The 19,187-nt window shown below is 68.3% G+C and carries 20 protein-coding genes; 12 read left to right on the top strand and 8 right to left on the bottom strand.

What is annotated here, in order from left to right:
- Window positions 1–308 precede the first annotated feature (308 nt).
- The 3 genes from ACFYTS_RS25530 to ACFYTS_RS25520 all read right to left on the bottom strand — a co-directional run bounded on the left by ACFYTS_RS25530 (window position 309) and on the right by ACFYTS_RS25520 (window position 3,703).
- On the bottom strand, window positions 309–1,559 hold the full coding sequence (locus ACFYTS_RS25530) for a hypothetical protein (RefSeq protein ID WP_387307640.1): 1,251 nt from the start codon (window positions 1,557–1,559) through the stop codon (window positions 309–311).
- The gene (locus ACFYTS_RS25525; RefSeq protein ID WP_387307638.1) at window positions 1,556–2,734 is read right to left on the bottom strand and encodes a hypothetical protein; all 1,179 of its coding nucleotides are present in this window, start codon (window positions 2,732–2,734) and stop codon (window positions 1,556–1,558) included. The genes ACFYTS_RS25530 and ACFYTS_RS25525 overlap by 4 nt, the downstream gene beginning before the upstream one ends.
- A gap of 117 nt (window positions 2,735–2,851) precedes the next feature.
- On the bottom strand, window positions 2,852–3,703 hold the full coding sequence (locus ACFYTS_RS25520) for an NAD(P)H-binding protein (RefSeq protein ID WP_387307636.1): 852 nt from the start codon (window positions 3,701–3,703) through the stop codon (window positions 2,852–2,854).
- A 90-nt stretch (window positions 3,704–3,793) separates the two neighbouring features.
- Here ACFYTS_RS25520 and ACFYTS_RS25515 point away from each other — a divergent pair, with 90 nt between their 5' ends.
- Window positions 3,794–4,237, top strand: coding sequence for a MarR family transcriptional regulator (locus tag ACFYTS_RS25515; RefSeq protein WP_357286607.1), 444 nt, complete (start codon window positions 3,794–3,796; stop codon window positions 4,235–4,237).
- A complete protein-coding gene (locus ACFYTS_RS25510; RefSeq protein WP_213560441.1) occupies window positions 4,234–4,509 on the top strand; it encodes an Lrp/AsnC family transcriptional regulator in 276 nt (91 codons plus the stop codon). The genes ACFYTS_RS25515 and ACFYTS_RS25510 overlap by 4 nt, the downstream gene beginning before the upstream one ends.
- A 9-nt stretch (window positions 4,510–4,518) precedes the next feature.
- On the opposite strand, the gene ACFYTS_RS25505 is transcribed toward ACFYTS_RS25510, so the two are convergent.
- The gene (locus ACFYTS_RS25505) at window positions 4,519–4,830 is read right to left on the bottom strand and encodes a hypothetical protein (protein WP_357286610.1); all 312 of its coding nucleotides are present in this window, start codon (window positions 4,828–4,830) and stop codon (window positions 4,519–4,521) included.
- Between the two features lie 106 nt (window positions 4,831–4,936).
- On the opposite strand from ACFYTS_RS25505, the gene ACFYTS_RS25500 reads away from it, so the two are divergent.
- Window positions 4,937–5,470, top strand: a complete 534-nt coding sequence (locus tag ACFYTS_RS25500; RefSeq protein ID WP_387307633.1) for a hypothetical protein — start codon at window positions 4,937–4,939, stop codon at window positions 5,468–5,470.
- Window positions 5,471–5,474: 4 nt separating this feature from the next.
- Here the strand turns inward: ACFYTS_RS25500 and trpD are convergent, their stop codons facing one another.
- Both trpD and ACFYTS_RS25490 read right to left on the bottom strand, forming a co-directional pair.
- A complete protein-coding gene (gene trpD, locus ACFYTS_RS25495) occupies window positions 5,475–6,530 on the bottom strand; it encodes an anthranilate phosphoribosyltransferase (RefSeq protein WP_357286616.1) in 1,056 nt (351 codons plus the stop codon).
- A 113-nt stretch (window positions 6,531–6,643) separates the two neighbouring features.
- On the bottom strand, window positions 6,644–7,057 hold the full coding sequence (locus ACFYTS_RS25490; RefSeq protein WP_357286618.1) for a hypothetical protein: 414 nt from the start codon (window positions 7,055–7,057) through the stop codon (window positions 6,644–6,646).
- Between the two features lie 177 nt (window positions 7,058–7,234).
- Between ACFYTS_RS25490 and ACFYTS_RS25485 the strand changes: the two genes are divergently transcribed.
- The 4 genes from ACFYTS_RS25485 to ACFYTS_RS25470 all read left to right on the top strand — a co-directional run bounded on the left by ACFYTS_RS25485 (window position 7,235) and on the right by ACFYTS_RS25470 (window position 11,558).
- Window positions 7,235–7,846 (top strand): heme-copper oxidase subunit III, encoded by a 612-nt coding sequence (locus tag ACFYTS_RS25485; RefSeq protein WP_357286621.1) that lies wholly within the window; start codon window positions 7,235–7,237, stop codon window positions 7,844–7,846.
- 87 nt (window positions 7,847–7,933) lie between these two features.
- Entirely contained in the window at window positions 7,934–8,794 is an 861-nt protein-coding gene (locus tag ACFYTS_RS25480; protein WP_357286623.1) for a cytochrome c, read from the top strand.
- Window positions 8,791–9,939 carry a ubiquinol-cytochrome c reductase iron-sulfur subunit gene (locus ACFYTS_RS25475; protein ID WP_357286626.1) on the top strand — a complete coding sequence of 383 codons (1,149 nt, stop codon included), beginning with the start codon at window positions 8,791–8,793 and terminating at the stop codon, window positions 9,937–9,939. Before ACFYTS_RS25480 ends, ACFYTS_RS25475 begins: the two co-directional genes overlap by 4 nt.
- Window positions 9,936–11,558, top strand: a complete 1,623-nt coding sequence (locus ACFYTS_RS25470) for a cytochrome bc complex cytochrome b subunit (protein WP_357286628.1) — start codon at window positions 9,936–9,938, stop codon at window positions 11,556–11,558. Before ACFYTS_RS25475 ends, ACFYTS_RS25470 begins: the two co-directional genes overlap by 4 nt.
- Before the next feature lie 57 nt (window positions 11,559–11,615).
- Here the strand turns inward: ACFYTS_RS25470 and ACFYTS_RS25465 are convergent, their stop codons facing one another.
- Together ACFYTS_RS25465 and ACFYTS_RS25460 are read right to left on the bottom strand one after the other, a co-directional pair.
- On the bottom strand, window positions 11,616–12,215 hold the full coding sequence (locus ACFYTS_RS25465) for a class I SAM-dependent methyltransferase (RefSeq protein WP_387307629.1): 600 nt from the start codon (window positions 12,213–12,215) through the stop codon (window positions 11,616–11,618).
- Between the two features lie 36 nt (window positions 12,216–12,251).
- Entirely contained in the window at window positions 12,252–13,979 is a 1,728-nt protein-coding gene (locus ACFYTS_RS25460) for a DEDD exonuclease domain-containing protein (protein ID WP_387307627.1), read from the bottom strand.
- 573 nt (window positions 13,980–14,552) lie between these two features.
- Here ACFYTS_RS25460 and ACFYTS_RS25455 point away from each other — a divergent pair.
- The 5 genes from ACFYTS_RS25455 (at window position 14,553) to ACFYTS_RS25435 (ending at window position 19,180) form a co-directional block, all read left to right on the top strand.
- The gene (locus ACFYTS_RS25455; RefSeq protein ID WP_387307625.1) at window positions 14,553–15,176 is read left to right on the top strand and encodes a C40 family peptidase; all 624 of its coding nucleotides are present in this window, start codon (window positions 14,553–14,555) and stop codon (window positions 15,174–15,176) included.
- A 256-nt stretch (window positions 15,177–15,432) separates the two neighbouring features.
- Complete coding sequence (locus ACFYTS_RS25450) at window positions 15,433–16,431, top strand: NlpC/P60 family protein (RefSeq protein ID WP_357286640.1); 999 nt, start codon at window positions 15,433–15,435, stop codon at window positions 16,429–16,431.
- A 13-nt stretch (window positions 16,432–16,444) separates the two neighbouring features.
- A complete protein-coding gene (locus ACFYTS_RS25445; RefSeq protein ID WP_387307623.1) occupies window positions 16,445–17,449 on the top strand; it encodes a hypothetical protein in 1,005 nt (334 codons plus the stop codon).
- Window positions 17,450–17,484: 35 nt separating this feature from the next.
- Window positions 17,485–18,642 (top strand): glycosyltransferase family 4 protein, encoded by a 1,158-nt coding sequence (locus ACFYTS_RS25440; RefSeq protein ID WP_387307621.1) that lies wholly within the window; start codon window positions 17,485–17,487, stop codon window positions 18,640–18,642.
- 145 nt (window positions 18,643–18,787) lie between these two features.
- Window positions 18,788–19,180 carry a polyketide cyclase / dehydrase and lipid transport gene (locus tag ACFYTS_RS25435; RefSeq protein ID WP_357094963.1) on the top strand — a complete coding sequence of 131 codons (393 nt, stop codon included), beginning with the start codon at window positions 18,788–18,790 and terminating at the stop codon, window positions 19,178–19,180.
- Window positions 19,181–19,187: the final 7 nt, after the last annotated feature.

Raw genomic sequence — 19,187 nt, 5'->3', positions numbered from 1 at the left:
TATTTTCCGCATTTACACACTGATTTCTTCCGCGTTTTCACGGAGGATTCCTCCGTATCTGCGGAACATCGTCTCCGCACCTGCACCACTGTGATTCGTGGATACGGCAGGTTTGGATGGCTTCCGGTGTTGTGCCCGCCACCGCAATTGGGCGCAGCAGCTCGTTCGCCTCGGCTGGAATGCGCGGCCATGCAGACGGATTCGATGGAATGCGCTGTCGGAAGCTGACGGGGCTCGAAGTCGTGATACCTCGGCACAGGTCCGCAGGTTTTCCGGGGCCCCGGCACGTCCTGGGCGTCCGGGCACGGCTAGGTCATCAACAGGTCTGCGATGGTGACGGCCTCGGGCAAGGTCCAAGTCGCGGCTTCCGCAGCGAGCAGCTGTTCCCACGACGGTGCTCCGGCTTCCGCGCGGGCCGCGGCATCGGAGCGGACCTTCAGCGCGAGCATGCCGATCCGCATGAGAACAGGAATATTGAGATGTCGAGCGGCAACTGCGGTTTCACCAGCGATTGTCGCCGCCGCGGTCTTCGACAAGCTGACCGCTCCGGCTACCGAGTGCGCGGCGAGAAGCATCTCCGTGTGTTTGGCCCTCGCGGAGGTCGTCAGGCGTGCGGTGCCTGTGGAAAGGTAGGCCCCGAGGTGCGAGTGGGTTCGCACGACTATATCGGTCGCGACCATCCCCAGCCCAGGTGTCAATACTGCGGAGCGAAGGTTCAACCCGTTACCGGCATTGGTGCCTGCGTACGCGTCATTGGCGAACTTCCGCAGGTCGGGATTCGGCATCTCGCAGAGAAGCGTCCACCCGGGCAGCGGAAGGTTCATCGGGGTGACAAAGTCGGCGACCCAGTGCTTCAGCAAGAGAGCGAGCGCGAGACGTGGCTCGGGTGCCTGCACGAACGGTAGACCGGATCGAGTTGCCGTCACGCGCTCGACCATCCGTTGTCCGTCGTTCCACCAGGTTCCTTCGAAGGTTCCGGTGCGGATCTGATCGAGGGCGTTGAAGAACCGGCCGATGTCGTGGCCCGCGGACCGGACGCGATGGGCCGGACCGCCGAATCTTGGACCGGTGTAATCGATCGGAAGTCGGGCGGCCTCCCTCTCCCACCGGCGCAGCAGGTCGCTCTTCTTCAGTAAGGACAGGCCACCGAGAACCGAAGCGTCTACGCAGTTGTCGTAGAGGTTGCCGAACGCGCCGATAAGCTCCGCGATGCCGACCGTCACCAGGTCGCTTCGTTCCCACGAAATCCGTTGGGCTGCCCGCCATCCATCGAGCTGTTCCAGCGCGATCGGGTCGAGGATATCGGCCAGTTCGGGCTCTCCCCAACCCTCGACTGCGCGACGATCCTGATGACAGGATGTGAGTTCGGAATAGGTGAGGTCTGTCGGAATGCTCGCGATACGCTCACTCGCTGCCTGGTCGATCGGCTTGTCCGAAAGCGCTGTTGCGGCGATCAGCTCGATGTCGTCCAGGTCGCGTGTGAGTGCGTCCAAGTTGCCAATGTAGTCGTCATCGATCGGCGAGACCCGGTCGCTGGAGTCGTTGCCGGCGGTGCTCACGCCGCGTCCTCGAGGTCGTCTGCGAGGAGGCACACGCCCTGAGCAAGGCCCTCGACGGTCTTCTTCTCGCTCTCGAGGTCTTCGAGTTCGGCGATCAGGGCCTGGAGTTCCTCACTCTCAGGCCCGGCGACACGCTCCTTGAGCCGGTCGGCGACGATGCGGAAGCGAGCGACGCGATCTTCGGCAGCCAGGCGTTGGCCCCTCTCCGCGCTCAGCTCCGCCTGCTTGGCCTCGAGTTGCGCACGGAGATCGTCGATTCGCTCGGCAAGGGCCACGACGGTCTTGCCGAGGTTTGTGACTCGCTCGCGGAGACTGACGATGACGGCCTTCGCTGCCTCTTCGTTTCCGTCGACATCACGAAGGACAAGCTGAGTCACGACGTGGAGTCGGATGGCGTCGGCCGCGATGCGAGCTGCCGTGAACCCGGATGCCTTACCCGCGAGCGTGACTGCCCCGGCCCCTACGGCGCCGCTGACGCCGGTGATGATGGCAGCACCACCGGCCATTCCCAGACCACCGGCGGCAAGAGAGCCGCCACCGATCGCGGCCATGCCCGCGGAAGTAGCGACCGCGCCCGAATAGCCGAGAACAAGCGCTCCGTACGCACCCGCGATTGCGGGTGCGGCGAGACCGCCGGTCAGGACACCGAGTCCGAGACCGGCTCCGGCGAGGAGCGCGTACTTGCTCCAGTTACTCGCCTTCGACAGCTTCTTGATCGCGTCCTTGTATGCGGTTTCCACAGCATGGAGGTCTTCTGGATGAAGTTGATCCATCGACCCATGAGCTGCGACGAGAGCCTCGGCGCGGACAGCCTTCTCCCACCTGCCCTCCACCCATGGCTCGAAGCCATACAAGTCGATCAGCAGAAGCAGAGCTCGTGACCTTCGGGCCACGACCGAGAAGATCTCTGGCCCAGCGGATTCGAGCGCCTCGAGATTCGGAGACTCGCCCTCCACCAGGATCTGGCTGACAACCTCAGCGATAGCGCGGGACCAATCTTTCTCGCTGCGCTGCATGATCGCCGCAACCGCGGCGTCGCGGAAGGCATTGCGGATTTCGCGCTTGGACGGCAGGTGCTTGCCCTTCGATGCGGCGATGTCGCGCTGCATCATCCGGTACTGCCACACCGTGAGGATGAAGTCCTCATCAGGAGACAGCTCGAGCTTCTTCTGCACCTGCACCGCGTCCGTGCGCTCGACATTAGCGATCGAGCCTGCCAGGAAGTAGCGGTTCCGAGTACACCGGTCGCGGTTCGCATCCCGCGACCGGTGCAAAAGAATTCGGGGAGTCCGTCAGTCGGTGAAGGCGGTGCGGTGTGCCTCGCACCATGCCGCGAAGGTGTGTGGCGGGCGGCCGAGCAGTTCGGTGACGGTGTCGGTCCGGGCGTCGGCGCGATTGGCTCGCAGCAGTGCGAAGCCTTCGATGATGGCGGCGGTCAGGGCGGGGGGAGCGCCTTGGGGGTATCGGGCGGCAACCGCCTCCTCGGGTGTCGTCGTCTCGCGAACCTTGATGTCCCGGTTCAGGATTCGGGCGAGAATCGCGACCTGTTCGGCGACGGTCAGGGGGTCTGGGCCGGTGAGGTGGTAGGCCTGCCCGGTGTGGCCGGGCTCGGTCAGGCAGCGGGCCGCGACCTCGGCGATGTCGGCCGGGTCGATGGGGGCGAAACGGCCGGGGCCCGAGGGGTCCAGGATCGGGTCGCCGGAGCGGAGATGGGGGATCCACTCCAGGGCATTGGACATGTAGCCGCCGGGGCGCAGGATCGTGGCGGGAATTCCGGTGTCGCGCACCAGGTTCTCGCGATCGCGGTGCCAGGTGCCCATGGAGGGCAGGGGGTCGATCAGGACGTGGGCCGAAGAGACGAGGACGATTCGCCGCACTTCCGCTCGTTCGGCGGCGCGCAGCAGGGTGCGGGTGTGGTCGAGGCCGATGCCGGGGACCAGTAGGAACAGGGCGGTGACTCCGGACATGGCACGGTCCACGCTCGCGGGGTCGTCGAGATCGCCGAGTGCGGCCTCGGCGCGGGCGGGCAGGGTCGCCGCGCGCGCCGGATCGCGCACCAGGGCGCGGAAATCGGTGTCGCGGGAATCGAGAATCCGGGTGAGTTCGCGGCCGATGTTCCCGGTCGCTCCGGTCAGCAGTAGCATGAGATCTCCAGATCGTTAGCCGTCTAGTGAAAAACATTAGACGGCTAACGATTGAGCGTCAATGCCCGACCACACCCGTATGGAGGCTCCGTGACCGAGTTCCTCGATCTGCACGGCCGCACCTCGAAAGTCCTGCGCGCCCTGGCTGATCGCGATATGCGCCGCCTCGGCCTGCACCTGGGGCAGAACCACGTCCTGGCCGCGCTGTGGGAACGGGACGGGCGCACCCCGGGGGAGCTGGCGACCGCGCTGAACGTCACCACGCCGACCGTGGTCAAGATGGCCACCCGCATGGCCGCCGCCGGACTGCTCACCCGCCGCCGTGACGACAAGGACAACCGCCTGGTCCGGCTCTGGCTCACCGATCACGGCCGCGAACTGCGCGAACCCGTCGAAGCCGACCGGAAGGCGCTGTCGGACAAGGTCACCGCCGACCTCACCGCCGACGAACGCGAACACCTGATGTCCGCGCTCGCCAAGATCCACCACGCCGCCGCCGACCTGCTCGGCGAACCACTAGAGTTGGGCACATGATTACCGCGATCGTGTTGATCTCCGCCGAACCGGATCGGATTCCGGAGACCGCGCAGGAACTGGCCGACATCAAGGGGGTGACCGAGGTCTATTCGTGCGCGGGGGATGTGGACCTGATCGCCAAGGTCCGGGTCCGCGACCACGAGGAGATCGCCGACGTCGTCACCGGGCACATCAACAAGACGCCCGGCGTGCTGCGCACCGCCACCCACATCGCGTTCAAGTCCTACTCGCGCGCGGACGTGGAAGCCGGATTCTCGATCGGCGAATAGCCGCCCGGATCAGCGGGTCAGCACCGAGGCGCCCAGCGCCCGGCCGCTCCGACCCGGTTCGATCACGTGCGTCACCCCGCCCTTGCACCCGGGAAGCAGGTACACGCTGACCGGCAAGCTGGTCGAATTGGCGACCTCGAGCCGATGCGGCCAGCGGCGGACGGTCACACAATCGGACGGAACGCCGTAGCCGCGGCCGTCCACCGAGAGGCCTCCGGCATCGGTGGCCTCGGCCCGGGCCGAGGGATGAGCGGCGCTCACCGAGACTCCGAGGCCCAGAAGCACGACCACCAGGCCGGGTAGCACCACCGCGTATCGCATAGCGGAACTGTAACGCCGCCGTGGACGGCCGAACGACCACGCGCCGCCGAGGGACCCGAACTCCCAGGACACTCTGAGCAATCCGCCCAGGGAAAGGCAGGAACCCATGTTCGTGAAAGTCTGCGGACTGACCACCGAAGAACAGATCGACTGGGCCGTCGACCTCGGCTACACCGCCATCGGCGTGGTCGGCACCACCAAGAGCAAGCGGTACGTCGAACCCGCGAGAGCCCGCGAACTCGCCGCCTACGCGCGCGGCCGGATCGAATCGTTCGTGGTCGCCTTCGACCGGAGCGAAGTCGACGAGGTGATCGACGACTTCGACGTCATCCAGCTCTACCACTGGACCGACCTGCCGAACCTGGCCTACTGCTCGGCCGAGCGGCCCGAACCCGGCCAGAGCTGCCGGTACTTCTTCTACGACGCCAGCCACGGCTCCGGCGTCTTCGCCGAATTCCCCGACTGGCTCGAGAAAGCGCCCGGTCAGGTGGTACTGGCGGGCGGACTGACCCCCGACAATGTCGCCGAGGTCATCGCCACCCACCGGCCCTTCGGCGTCGACGTGTCCAGCTCCCTCGAAACCGCGCCCGGCATCAAGAGTTTCGATGGCATGCGCCGGTTCATCGAGGCCACGACCTAGGTGGCTAGTCCGCGCCGAGCTCGTTGGAGACGGTCACCCAGCGCTCCAGCAGCGCGGTGGCCGCACCCGAATCCACCGTCTCCGCCACCCGCTTCAGGGCCTCGGCCAGCTTGCCGTGCAGATCGGCGTGCACGTCGTCGGCGGTCAGGTCGAACGCGACCAGCGCGGCCGCCGAGTTCACCAGCACCGCGTCACGCACCGGACCCGGCTCCCCGGCGAACATCGCCCGCGCGATCGCCGCGTTCGTCACCGCGTCGCCGCCCTTCAGCGCCGACGGATCCACCCGCTCGATGCCGAGAGTCGTTGGGTCGATGGTGGTTTCGTGCAGCTTGCCGCCCGCCACCACCCAGACGTCGGAGGTGTCGGCGGTGGTGATCTCGTCCAGGCCGTCATTGCCGCGCACCACCAGGGCCGAGGCCCCGCGCTCGGCGAACACGCCCGCGATCACCGGCACCAGCTCCCGGAACGCGCAGCCGATCAGACCCGCGCCCGGCTGCGCCGGATTGGTCAGCGGGCCCAGGATATTGAAGACCGTCGGAATCCCGATCTCACCGCGCGCCTGCGAGGCGAACCGCAGCGACGGATGGAACACCGGCGCGAAACAGAACCCGATCCCGGTCCGCCGCACACACTGCTCGACCGACTCCGGGCCCAGGGCGATCTTCACGCCCAGCGCCTCCAGCACGTCCGCGCCGCCGCTCTTGGAGGAGGCCGCGCGGTTGCCGTGCTTGATCACCGGAACCCCGGAGGCCGCGACCACGATCGAGGACATGGTCGAGATGTTCACACTGCCCGAACGGTCGCCGCCGGTGCCGACGATGTCCACCGCCGCGCCGTCGTGGCGCACCCGGCGCGCGTGCGCGAGCATGCCCCCGGCCAAGCCGTTCAACTCCGACGGGGTCGGGCCCTTCATCTTCAGGGCCACACCGAAGGCCGCGATCTGCGCCGAGGTGGCGTTATCGGTGAAGATCTCGTTCATCGCCCACGCGGCCTCGTCCGAGGACAGGTCGTTGCCGTCGGTGAGGATGCCGAGAACTTCTCGCCAGCTGCGCGCGCTCATTGCCTTCTCTTCCCGTTGCCGGATGCCCGGACACCAGTGTGGTTCGGAGGCAAGCCTAGTGCCGAGAACCCGACTCCCGGGACTCTCAGGGTGCTTCGCCTCCGAACCCCCGACTATCGGGGCCGCTCGGCGGGTTGCAGGGCGTCCCAGCCCAGAGCGTCGCCGTCATGACGCTGGGCCAGGCCCGCCATGCGGGAACGCTCCTGGGAGCAGTGCACGGCGTCGAGGAGCTGCACTCGCTGCAGGACCAGCTTCGCGGGGTCCGCGGCGGAGACAGAGGCGGTTTCATAGCCGCCCTGCGCGGCAATGACTTGCACCGCATTCACCTGGGCCGCGGGCAGGCGCAAATGGTGCCTGAGCACCACCGGCTGGTCCGCCGTCCAGTCCATGGCCTTGCCCAGGGCCGCCGAACAGGCCTCCGCGTCATCGAAACTCGATGCCACCACCACCAGATCCGGGCGCGCCGGATCCAGTTGTGTTGCGCCGCCGCGCCCTCGCCACCGCCGCCACCACGACTTCACGTCCACTCCCTCTCGCGGGCCCCGAAACGGGCCTCAGCTTCCTCTTACCTGCGCAATCTAGGCTCTGCGGGGACACGCCGGGAACCCCGCGAGAGCCACGCTCGCCCTGGGCTTTCCGACACGGACGACAAAGTTTCGTACCCGCCTACACCTGTCGTACTACGACGAGTCATACTTACCGGCGTGACGACCGCAGTAGGGACCCCAGGATCGGCCATTACCCAGCGTGTGCATTCGCTGAACCGGCCCAACATGGTCAGCGTCGGTACCATCATCTGGCTGTCGAGCGAGCTGATGTTCTTCGCCGGCCTGTTCGCCATGTACTTCGTTGCTCGTGCCCAGGCACACGGCGTCTGGCCGCCGGAGCCGACCGAGCTGAATCTGAAGCTGGCCGTGCCGGTGACCACGGTGCTGGTGCTGTCCTCCTTCACCTGCCAGATGGGCGTTTTCGCCGCGGAGAAGGGCGACGTGTTCGGCCTGCGCCGCTGGTACCTGCTCACCTTCATCATGGGCGCGTTCTTCGTGGCCGGCCAGGGCTACGAGTACACCAACCTCGTGCACGAGGGCACCACGATCTCCAGCTCGGTGTACGGCTCGGTGTTCTACATCACCACCGGCTTCCACGGTCTGCACGTCATCGGCGGTCTCATCGCGTTCATCTTCCTGCTGGTGCGCACCAAGCTCAGCAAGTTCACCCCGGCGCAGGCCACCGCGGCGATCGTCGTGTCGTACTACTGGCACTTCGTCGACATCGTCTGGATCGGCCTCTTCGCGACGATCTACTTCGTCCGCTAACACCGGACACCCGCCGGAGCAGTCAGCCCCCGCCCCGGCAACCACAAACTTGTACAAGTCGGTTCCGTCTACTCCAAAGGGACACAGATGAGTTCATCTCCCCCGTCAGCGCCAGATCCCGAGGGGATCGGCCAGGCCACCAAGACCCGCAAGCAGCGCCGCATTCGCCGGAAGCTGGCCGGCGGTCTGGTCCTCCTGATGGGCCTCGTCGGAGCCGGCTTCGCGGCATCGGCCCTGACCCCGCAGGCTCAGGTGGCGACCGCGCACGAGGATCAGTCCGCGCTGATCCGCGAGGGCAAGCAGATCTACGACACCTCCTGCGTCACCTGCCACGGTGTCAACCTGCAGGGCGTCCAGGATCGCGGCCCGAGCCTGATCGGCGTCGGTGAGGCCGCGGTCTACTTCCAGGTCTCCTCCGGCCGCATGCCCGCCGCCCGCAACGAGGCGCAGATCGTGCGCAAGCCGGCGAAGTTCGACGCGCACCAGACCGACGCGATCAGCGCCTACGTCCAGGCCAACGGTGGCGGCCCCACCGTCGTGCGCGACGCCAACGGCGAGATCGCCCAGGAATCCCTCATCGAGGGCCGCGACCTCGGCCGCGGTGGCGAGCTGTTCCGCATGAACTGCGCGTCCTGCCACAACTTCACCGGCAAGGGTGGCGCGCTGTCCTCCGGCAAGTTCGCGCCGCCGCTGGAAGAAGCCAGTGAGCAGCAGATCTACCTGGCCATGCTGACCGGCCCGCAGAACATGCCCAAGTTCTCCGACCGGCAGCTGACGCCGGACGAGAAGAAGGACATCGTCGCCTACATCAAGGACCGCATGGAGACCCCGTCCGAGGGCGGCTACGGCCTCGGCGGCTTCGGTCCCGCGACCGAGGGCCTGGCCATCTGGGTCGTCGGCATCGTGGTCCTGGTCGGCTCCGCGATGTGGATCGGTTCCCGGTCATGAGCGAACAGGAGCGAAACACCATGGGGGACAACCCCACCGAACCCACCGATGAGCAGCTCGACGCCATGTCGCGTGACGAGCTGGTCAAGCTCGGCACCGAGCTCGACGGCGTCGACGTCGCCTACCGCGCCCCCCGCTGGCCGGTCGAGGGCACGCGCGCCGAGAAGCGCGCCGAGCGCCGCGTCGCCCTGTGGTTCGGCATCTCCGCGCTCGCGGGTGCCGCGCTGATCGGTGTCTTCCTGTTCTGGCCCTGGGAGTACAAGGGCCGCAACCAGGACGGCAACGCGATGTACACGCTGACCACTCCGCTGTACGGCCTGACCCTCGGCATCGCCGTGCTGGCCATCGGCATCGCGGTCGTGCTCATCCGCAAGCACTTCATCCCCGCCGAGATCTCCATCCAGGACCGCCACGACGGCCCGTCCTCGGAGGTCAACCGGCGCACCCTGGTCGCGCAGCTGCAGGACGCCGCCGACACCTCGACCCTGGGCCGCCGCAAGCTCATCACCCGCACCGCGGGTCTGGGCGCGGGCCTGGTCGGCGTCGGCGCGCTGTTCGTCTTCGTCGGCGGCATGATCAAGAACCCGTGGGCCAAGCGCGACAAGTCGCCGCTGTGGGTCTCGGGCTGGACCCCGGACTACCCGGGCGAGACCGTCTACCTGCGTCGCGACACCGGCCGTCCCGAGGACATCGTCCTCGTCAAGCCGGAGGACCTCGACGGCGGCGCCATGGAAACCGTCTTCCCCTGGAAGGAATCCTGGCGCGGTGACGAGCACGCGACCCTGCAGTCGCTGCGCGGCATCCGCAACGCGGTCATGCTGATCCGTCTGCGCCCGCACGACGCCCAGACCGCGATCAAGCGCAAGGGCCAGGAGAGCTTCAACTACGGCGACTACTTCGCCTACTCGAAGATCTGCACCCACCTCGGCTGCCCCACCTCGCTGTTCGAGCAGCAGACCAACCGGATCCTGTGCCCCTGCCACCAGTCGCAGTTCTCGGCGACCGAATGGGGTAAGCCGGTCTTCGGTCCTGCCGCCCGCGCGCTGCCGCAGCTGCCGATCACCGTCAATGCCGATGGCTACCTGGTCGCCGCCGGCGACTTCATCGAGCCGCTCGGCCCGGCCTACTGGGAGCGTCGTTCATGAGCCCTAGCAAAGCGGCCGTCCAGGCCAACGAAATGGACGAGCGCTACCACCTGGCGGCGTTCGCCAAGCGATCGATCAACAAGGTCTTCCCGACCCACTGGTCGTTCCTGCTCGGTGAGATCGCGCTATACGCGTTCATCATCCTGCTGCTGTCGGGTATCTACCTGACGCTGTACTTCGACCCGTCCATGTCGGAGACCGTGTACCAGGGCGCCTACCAGCCCCTGCGCGGTGTCACCATGTCGCGGGCCTACGAGACCGCGCTGAACATCTCCTTCGAGGTGCGCGGCGGTCTGTTCGTGCGCCAGGTGCACCACTGGGCGGCGCTGCTGTTCGCGGCGTCGATCATCATCCACCTGTTCCGCATCTTCTTCACCGGCGCGTTCCGCAAGCCGCGTGAGGCCAACTGGGTGATCGGCTCACTGCTGCTCATCCTGGCCATGTTCGAGGGCTTCTTCGGCTACTCGATCCCCGACGACCTGCTGTCGGGCACCGGTCTGCGCGCCGCCTTCGGTGGTATCACCATGGGTGTGCCGGTGATCGGCACCTGGATGCACTGGCTGATCTTCGGCGGTGACTTCCCGGGCACCATCATCATCCCGCGTCTGTACATCGCGCACGTGCTGCTGCTGCCGGGCATCATCCTGGCGCTCATCGCCGCGCACGTCGCGCTGGTCTGGTACCAGAAGCACACCCAGTTCCCCGGACCGGGCCGCACCGAGAAGAACGTCGTCGGCGCCCGCATCATCCCGGTGTTCGCCGCCGACCAGGGCGCGTTCTTCGCCTTCACCCTGGGCGTCGTCGCCATCATGGGTGGCGTCTTCCAGATCAACCCGATCTGGAACCTGGGTCCCTACAACCCGTCTCAGGTCTCCGCGGGTTCGCAGCCGGACTTCTACATGATGTGGACCGACGGCATGGCGCGTCTCATGCCGCCGTGGGAGCTGTACCTGGGTCGCTACACGATCCCGGCGCCGTTCTGGGTCGCCCTCATCATGGGCCTGGTGTTCACCGTGCTGATCGCCTACCCGTGGATCGAGAAGCGCCTCACCGGCGACACCGCCCGCCACAACCTGCTGCAGCGTCCGCGCGACGTGCCGGTCCGCACCGCCATCGGCGCCATGGCCATCACGTTCTACATGGTGCTGACCCTGGCGTGTGTCAACGACATCCTGTCGCTGAAGTTCGACATCTCGCTGAACGCCACCACCTGGTTCTTCCGCATCGCGCTGCTGCTGGCCCCGCCGCTGGCGTACTTCCTGGCCTACCGCTTCTGCATCGGCCTGCAGCGGTCCGACCGCGCGGTGCTCGAGCACGGCATCGAGACCGGTGTCATCAAGCGGCTGCCGCACGGTGAGTACATCGAGGTCCACCAGCCCCTCGGCCCGGTCGACTCGCACGGCCACCCGATCCCGCTGGAGTACCAGGGCGCCCCGGTGCCCAAGAAGATGGTCAAGCTCGGTTCCGCCGGCAAGCCCGGCACCGGCTCGTTCATGCGCCCCGACCCCGTGTCGGAGCAGGCGGAGAACGTCGCCATCGCCCACGAGGAAGAGCACAAGATGCTCTCCGTGCTGGAAGCGGCCCAGAACGCCGCCTCCGGCAAGCAGACCGATCACTGATCGGATCGTCACCAGGGAAGGCCCCGAGTCGAATTCGACTCGGGGCCTTCCCCGTTCCTAGGGCTTGGTCCAGATCAGGGAGAAGCGCCACAGGAGGTGGCGGCGGTAGCGGACGCCGGGGAGGAGTTCGGCCGCGGTGCGGCGGGTTTCGGGGTAGGTCTGGGGTGGGGGCCAGACGACGGGGGAGGGGTGGGCCCATTGGGCTCGGAAGAGACGGTCCTTGATGCTGGTGAGGAGAGCTGCCGCCTCCCAGGGGAGATCGGCGGGGAAAGTGCTGCGGGCCATGCCGATGACGGCCAGGGTGCCGCCGGGGCGGAGCAGGGTCCGCATGCGGGTGAGGGCCTCGACGGTGTCCATGTGGTGCAGGGCGGCGACGGAGACGATGCCGTCGAAGGACTCCGGCGGGAAGGAGTGGGTGAGGAAGTCGGCCTCGAGGTAGGTGATGTCGTCGTCCGGGGACTGCTCCCGGGCCAGCGCGATGCTCGCGGGATCGGGGTCGATGCCGGTGACCGTCGCGCCCGCGCGGCGGATTCGCCTGGCCAACATGCCTTCCCCGCAACCGACGTCCAGGACGTTCTCGGCGCCGGAGACCGCGTCGGCCAGCAGCGGGTGGTACTCGATGTTGTGGTTCCAGCGCTCGGCGTCGGGCAGGTACATCACGCCATTCTGGCAGCGATGGGGTGCGGCGGCTCGTCAGTCCGCTGGGTCGAGAGTCGAGCGCGCGGCCTCGGCGCGGTCGGCCCAGGCGAGCCAGGGGCCCGCGCCGAGGCGGGGTTCGCCGTAGCCGTCGGTGGTGCGGACGATGCGGGTGCCGGGCTGTTCGAGCCAGCGGACCAGCAGGCCCGCCTCCTCGGGGAGGGCGCCGCGCAGCGGAGGGAAGGCGGGGGAATCGCCGGAGTCCGGGAGCGGTTGGGGGAGGACGGTTTCGGCGGCGGCCGCGAGGCGGTCGACGACGGCCATGGGGGAGATGCCGCGGACCGCGGTGCCCGCGGCGGCCAGGCGAGCGTGGCGGATGATCGCGAACTGCCAGCCACCGGCGCCGTCGGGGTGGGCGGCAATCAGTTCGGGAATGGCGGCCAGGGCGGTGAGGCGCTGGGTGCGGCGCAGGGCGCGGACCACCGCGACCGTGCGGTCCCGGAGGCGGGCCGCTGCCTCGAAATGTTCTGCGGTGGACAGGGTTTCGAGTCTCGCGGCGATGGTGTGCAGCAGGGTGTCGTCCACCCCGGTGAACAGGGCGCGGATGGCGGCGGGCGCCGGTTCGTACTCCTCTATATATAGGGGGCTGTTCTCGGCGGCTGCGGGGCAACCGCCGACGACGGCGGGCTGGCAATCGTGGCGGCCCGTCCGCGGGATGCGGGTGGTGCACGTGCGCAGGCCCGACTGCTCGGCGAGGGTGGCCGCGATCTCCTGGGCGTCGGTGCGGGAGGTGAACGGGCCCAGCGCATCCCGGGTCGGAGTGCGCGAGACGGCGAAGCGGGGGAAGGGCTCGTCGGTGAGGGTCAGCCACCACGCGCGCTGCGGAAACTTCGAGCGCCGGTTGTAGGGCGGGGTGTGGGCGATCAGCAGCCGCAGCTCGCGCACGCCCGCCTCCAGGCCGTGCGCGCATTCGACATGATCGACGCGGGTGGCGAGCTGCACCATCTCGCGCATGCGCGGGCGGGTGTCGGAGCCGGTGAAGTAGTTGCGGACGCGGCGGCGCAGATTCACCGCCGTCCCTATATAGAGGACTTCGTCGGAGGGGCCGCGGAACAGGTACACGCCCGGGGTCGCCGGAAGGTCCGCGGCCATCACGCGTTTCGCGCGCTGGCGGCGGGTCACCTCGGGGAGATAGTCGAGCAGCTCGGTGAGACTGTGTACGCCCTGATTGCCGACCCGGGCGATGAGCGCGTGCAGCACGTCGACCGTCGCCTTGGCGTCGTCGAGGGCGCGGTGCGTCGGCCGGGTCTCCGCGCCGAGCAGTTGTGCCAGGTACCAGAGTTTGGCCGAGGGCGCCTCGTCCTTGGGCAGCACGCGGCGGGCCAGCTGGACGGTGCACACGTGTTGGAAGGCGGGCCAGGGCACTGCGCACTTCGCGGCGGCGGCCTTCAGGAAGCCCAGATCGAAGCGGGCGTTGTGGGCGACCAGCACCGCGCCCCGCGCGAACTCCAGGAATCCGGGCAGCACCTGCTCGATCCGGGGTGCGTCGATCACCATGGCGGTGGTGATGCCGGTGATCTGCACGATCTGCGGCGGGATGGCGCAGCCGGGATTGACCAGGGTCGCGAACTCGCCGAGCACCTCACCGCCGAGCACCTTGACCGCGCCGATCTCGGTGATCGAGTCGCCCTCGGGGCTGGTTCCGGTGGTCTCCAGGTCCACGACCACGAACGTTGTGTCATAGAGCGGGGTTTCGAGCTCATCGAAGGCCAGCTGTCCGGACACGAGGGGCAAGCCTAGGCGCAGGGTCCGACAACTCCGCCCGAAGTTGATCTTTCGAGGCGACCTGGGGAAATGATCGAATATGCGACGGCGATTCTCGAGATGAAATCCCCGAATTGAGCGAATATGCCGCTTTGTGGCCAGCGTCACAGTTATTCGCAAAATGGATCAAATTTGTTGGGGAGGGCGGCTGGTTCGGATTCGCGCGGGGCGGGTGCTGGCCCGGTGCCCCGCGCCCGGGCGCGCCGGATGTCGGTCCGGGAATCCCCCAGGTCGCGGTCCATGGCTCTGACCTGGGTTTATGCGGAATTCGCCAAGGTCGGAGGGGTCTTGGGTGGGCACTTGCTACCGACGGGTAGCTCTCAGGACGCTCTCAGAAAAACGGCTGCTGTTATCGTTTCGTGATTGTTGTGACGTTTGTCGCACCGAAATGCGAGTGCGCAACAATTTTGAGTCACGCGCCGGCGGCCTTGGCTTTACAAAGCACCGTTATGTCCTCGTAATCTTCCTGAGACCTCGCGGAGTCCGACGCACCACCGGGTGCGGCGTCGCGGGGCAGATTGGAAGTACCTCACCATGGCGACCACCACCGTCAAGCGACAGGTCCGGGGCATGCAGCGCACTGCGCGTCGCGCCGCCGCGGCCGGTGCCGTCGGCGCTGCCACGCTGAGCGCGCTGCTGCTGCCCGCCACGCCCGCGTCGGCCCAGCCGGTCAACACCCCCGTCGGAACCATCGACGTGCCCGACGCCATCCAGCTTCCCGCCGGGATCCCGGGCCTGCCCGAGTCCCTGCCGATCATCATCCCAGCCCTGCCCGGCATCGGGGTTCCGGGTGTCCCGGCTCCGGGCCCGCAGCGCAGCTTCCGCCAGGCCGCGGTCGACGCCGCCATGAGCCGCATCGGCGACCCCTACGTGTACGGCGCCGCCGGCCCGAACGCCTTCGACTGCTCGGGTCTGGTCCAGTGGTCCTACGCCCAGGCTGGTGTCAGCCTGCCGCGCACCAGCTACGAGCAGGCCGGCGCGGGCAGCCCGGTCTCCTACGACGCCCTCGAGCCGGGCGACGTGGTGTCGTTCTACGGCGGCGGCCACTCCGGCATCTACATCGGCGACGGCAATGTCGTGCACGCGTCGACCTCCGGTCAGCCCGTCAAGGTCGCCCCGATCTCGTCGATGCCGTTCTCGGGCGCCACGCGTATCTGATCCCTTGCTCTACCGGGGGATTCGTCTCCCAGCCGACCGTGGGCGGACGACCCGCGGGAGAAGCGGCGACCGTAATGCTTCCGTGGCCTGCTGGACACAAGCGGTCGCCGTTTCGTAATCTTACCGAGACCTTCTGACCGGCTCGGGGTAAGAGAACGGGACGACACCAGCGGTGGCAGCGCAGCAGCGACATCAGCGGACACACAGTGAGCGGACCAGGCGGCTGGTAGGAGGAGCCTTCACGGTCGGGGCCCTCATGGTCGGCACGTACGGCGGCTACGGCTTCGCCGGCGCCGATCCGGTGGCCGCACCGGCTTCCGCCGGGGACGCGGTGCAGAAGCTCATCGATCTCTCCCGGCAGTCCGAGCAGATGAATCAGCAGGCGCTCGACGCCCAGGCCGATCTCGACGCCAAGTCCGCCACCGCCGACGCCGCCGACCAGCGCGCCGCCGACGCGGCCGCCACGCTGGACGCCGCCAAGGCCGAAATCCGCCGCTACCAACCGGTCATCGAACGCGCCGCGACCTCCGCGCTGCTCGGCAGCCGCACCAACCGGATCACCTCGCTATTGGTCAGCAATTCGCCGCAGCAGCTGCTCGACCAGATGTCGATCGTGGACCTGGTGGGCGCGCGCACCAATGATCAACTGGCCCAGTATCAGAAGGCCACCACCGCGGCCGCCGCCGCCGAATCCGGCGCCCGCGCCGCCGCTGACTCGGCCCGCGCCGCCAGCGCCGCCGCCGACCGCGTCCGTACGGACCTGGAGGCCAAACGGGCTGCGCTGCAAGGCTCGATGGCCCAGGTCATCGCCGCGTGGGGCCAGCTCTCGGCCGGTGACAAGTCCGCGCTGGCGGGCTCCATGTTCCCGCCCGGCTTCGATCGCGACAGCCTGCTCAAGGGTTTGGTCCCCGGGTCGGGCACCAGCGCGCTGGCCGCGGGCCTGACCCGCGTCGGCGATCCCTACGTCTGGGGAGCCACCGGACCAGACCAGTTCGACTGCTCAGGCCTGGTGCAGTGGGCCTTCCATCAGGTCGGCAAGAGCGTGCCGCGCACCTCACAGCAGCAAGCCGGATACGGCACGCCGGTCGACCAGAAGGACCTACAGCCCGGTGATGTGGTCTTCTTCTACTCGGACATCTCGCATGTGGGCATCTACGCCGGCAACGGGTTGATGCTGCACGCTTCGACTTTCGGCGTTCCCGTCCAGGTCGCGCCGCTGGGTTCGACACCGTTCCATTCGGCTCGTCGGTACTGAACGAGAGGCGGCGATGAGCGCTCTGCGGCAGGTCCGCGGCTGGCTGTCGGCGAAACGACGGTTCCAGTTCGTGCTCACCCTGGTCATGGTCAGTGCCCTGACCGCCGCGTGCGGCGCGCTGCTCATGCTGCCGAACTCGGTGCTGCCGACGCTGCGCGCCGTGGTGCCGGGCCAGGACGCGAGCCAGGCCACCGATCCGCAGGTGCCGCTGGTGAAGCGGTCCATGGACGCCTACGGGAAGGTGGTCGCCGAACCGGTGCCGACCGGATCGGGCCGCACCGGCATCGTGCTCGGCCATCCGGGCCAGCGCGCCGATCTCGATGTGCTGGCGAGCGAACTCGCGGCATCCACCGCGGCGGTCTCCGCGCTGTGGGGTCAGGACTGGAATCGGGCGCCGGTCGTGGTGGTCGCCTCCAGCCCTTCGGAATTCGCGGCGCTGACCCGCGCCACCGGTGACGTGCCCGCCGAGGTCGCCGCCTCCACCGTCGCCGACCCGTACCGGCCCGGCACGCAATTGACCGGACAGCGCGTGGTTTTCGGGCCCGACGCCGGACGCCGCCTCGGCGCGGACGGCCTGCGCTCGGTGCTGCGCCACGAACTCACCCACATGGCCAGCCGTGCGGTGACCGTCGACGGTTCGCCGATGTGGATGCTCGAGGGTTTCGCCGAGTATTCGGCGCACCGCGGTATGCGCCACCCCATCACCCAGATCGCCCCGACCCTCACCGCCCGCGCCCGCGCCGGTGACCTGCCCGACGATCTCCCCGCCGACGCGATGTTCGAACCGTCCAGCGGCAAGGCCTCGCTCGCCTACGAACAGGGCTGGTCCGCCTGCGCTTTCATCGCCGACCGCTACGGCGATCAGGCCCTGGTCGACCTGTACCGGCAGCTGGCCTCCGGACCGAAGGACCGGGCCGCCGTGGCAGCCGTGCTGCGCGACTCGCTCGGCGCGACCTACACCGACCTGGTCGGCGAGTGGCGCGCCTGGCTCACCAGCCGTACGACCGAGGGCGCGTAAGGCCGCCTGATCCGCGGGTGCAGTAGGTTTGTCGCATGGGGCGAACTCTGCTGGTTACCAATGATTTCCCGCCGCGACCAGGCGGGATTCAGTCGTATCTGCACGCGCTCGCCCTGCAGCTGCCCGCCGACGAGCTGGTGGTGTACGCGCCGCGCTGGAAGGGCGACAGCCACTGGAAGTTCGACGCGCAGCAGCCGTTCCAGGTGGTGCGGCATCCCACGACACTGATGCTGCCGACGCCGCTGGTCGCGCGCCGGGCCAGGAAGCTCCTGCGCGACGAGCAGTGCGACCGGGTGTGGTTCGGGGCGGCGGCGCCGCTGGCGCTGATGTCGCCGGTGTTGCGCAAGGCCGGGGCCGAACGGATTCTCGCGTCCACCCACGGCCACGAGGTGGGCTGGTCGATGCTGCCCGGCGCGCGGCAGGCGTTGCGCGTCATCGGTGATCACACCGATGTCGTCACCTATGTCAGCAAGTACACGCGGCGGCGGTTCGCGGCGGCGTTCGGCGCGCAGTCGGCGCTCGAATACCTGCCGCCCGCCGTGGATGCCGAGGTGTTCAAGCCGGATCCGGCCGCGCGCACCGAACTGCGGGCGCGCTACGGGCTGGGGGACCGGCCGACCATCCTGTGCCTGTCGCGGCTGGTGCCGCGCAAGGGTCAGGATTCGCTGATCGCGGCCATGCCCGACATCCGCAAGCGGGTCAAGGGCGCGGTGCTGGTGATCGCGGGCGGCGGACCGTACGAGCAGAAGCTGCGCGAACTGGTCGCGGCCCTGGGCGTTTCCGACAGCGTGGTGTTCACCGGCCGGGTGCCGTCGCAGGAGCTGGCCGCCCACCACACCATCGCCGACGTGTTCGCCATGCCCTGCCGGACCCGGGGCGCCGGCCTGGACGTCGAGGGTCTGGGCATCGTGTTCCTGGAGGCCTCGGCCACGGGAGTGCCGGTGATCGCGGGCAATTCGGGCGGTGCGCCCGAGACCGTGCGTGAGGGCGAGACCGGCCGGGTGGTCAACGGCCGCAAGCTGGAGTCGCTCGCCGACGCCATCGTCGACATCCTCTCCGACCGTGACGCGGCGGCCGCCATGGGCGCGGCGGGCCGCGCCTGGGTGCAGCAGCAGTGGCGCTGGGACCTGATGGGTCAGCGACTACAGCAGCTGCTGGATCCGAACCACGCGGCGATGGGCACCAGGCGCTGAAGCCGCACCCGAAGGTTCACGCCCGTCTCGATTCTGGACTGCGCTCCGCCTCCCCGCGCTTGGAGTGGGGGAGCGGAGGAGGAAAGAATCGAGACTTCGGGGCCGCGAACCCGCCCGGAGCGAAGCGTAGGGCAAGATAAGCACTGTGAGCAGTATCCAGGTTGCCGATATGACTTTCATCGCCGCGCCGGGCGAGGCCGTCGCCGAGATCCTCGCCGATCGTGGCCGGTGGCGTCAGTGGTGGCCGGACCTGCAATTGGACGTGCGGGAAGATCGCGGCGACAAGGGAATCCGCTGGACCGTCAGCGGGGGCGCCGAGGGCACCATGGAGCTCTGGCTCGAGCCGATGCTGGACGGCGTCCTCATGCATTACTTCATGCACGCCGAACCGCGCGGCGGCGTCGCCGGTATGTCCGGGCGTGACCTGCTGGCGCTCAACCGCACCCGCCGGGTCGCGGGCAAGGTCATGTCGTTCGAGATCAAGGCCCGCCTGGAGGCGGGGCGCAAGGCCGGGGTCGCGCCCGCGGCCGCTCACTAGAAAGGAA

Source organism: Nocardia sp. NPDC004151 (assembly GCF_042874235.1).
Classification (GTDB): domain Bacteria; phylum Actinomycetota; class Actinomycetes; order Mycobacteriales; family Mycobacteriaceae; genus Nocardia.
This window is presented reverse-complemented; position numbering and strand designations above follow the sequence as displayed.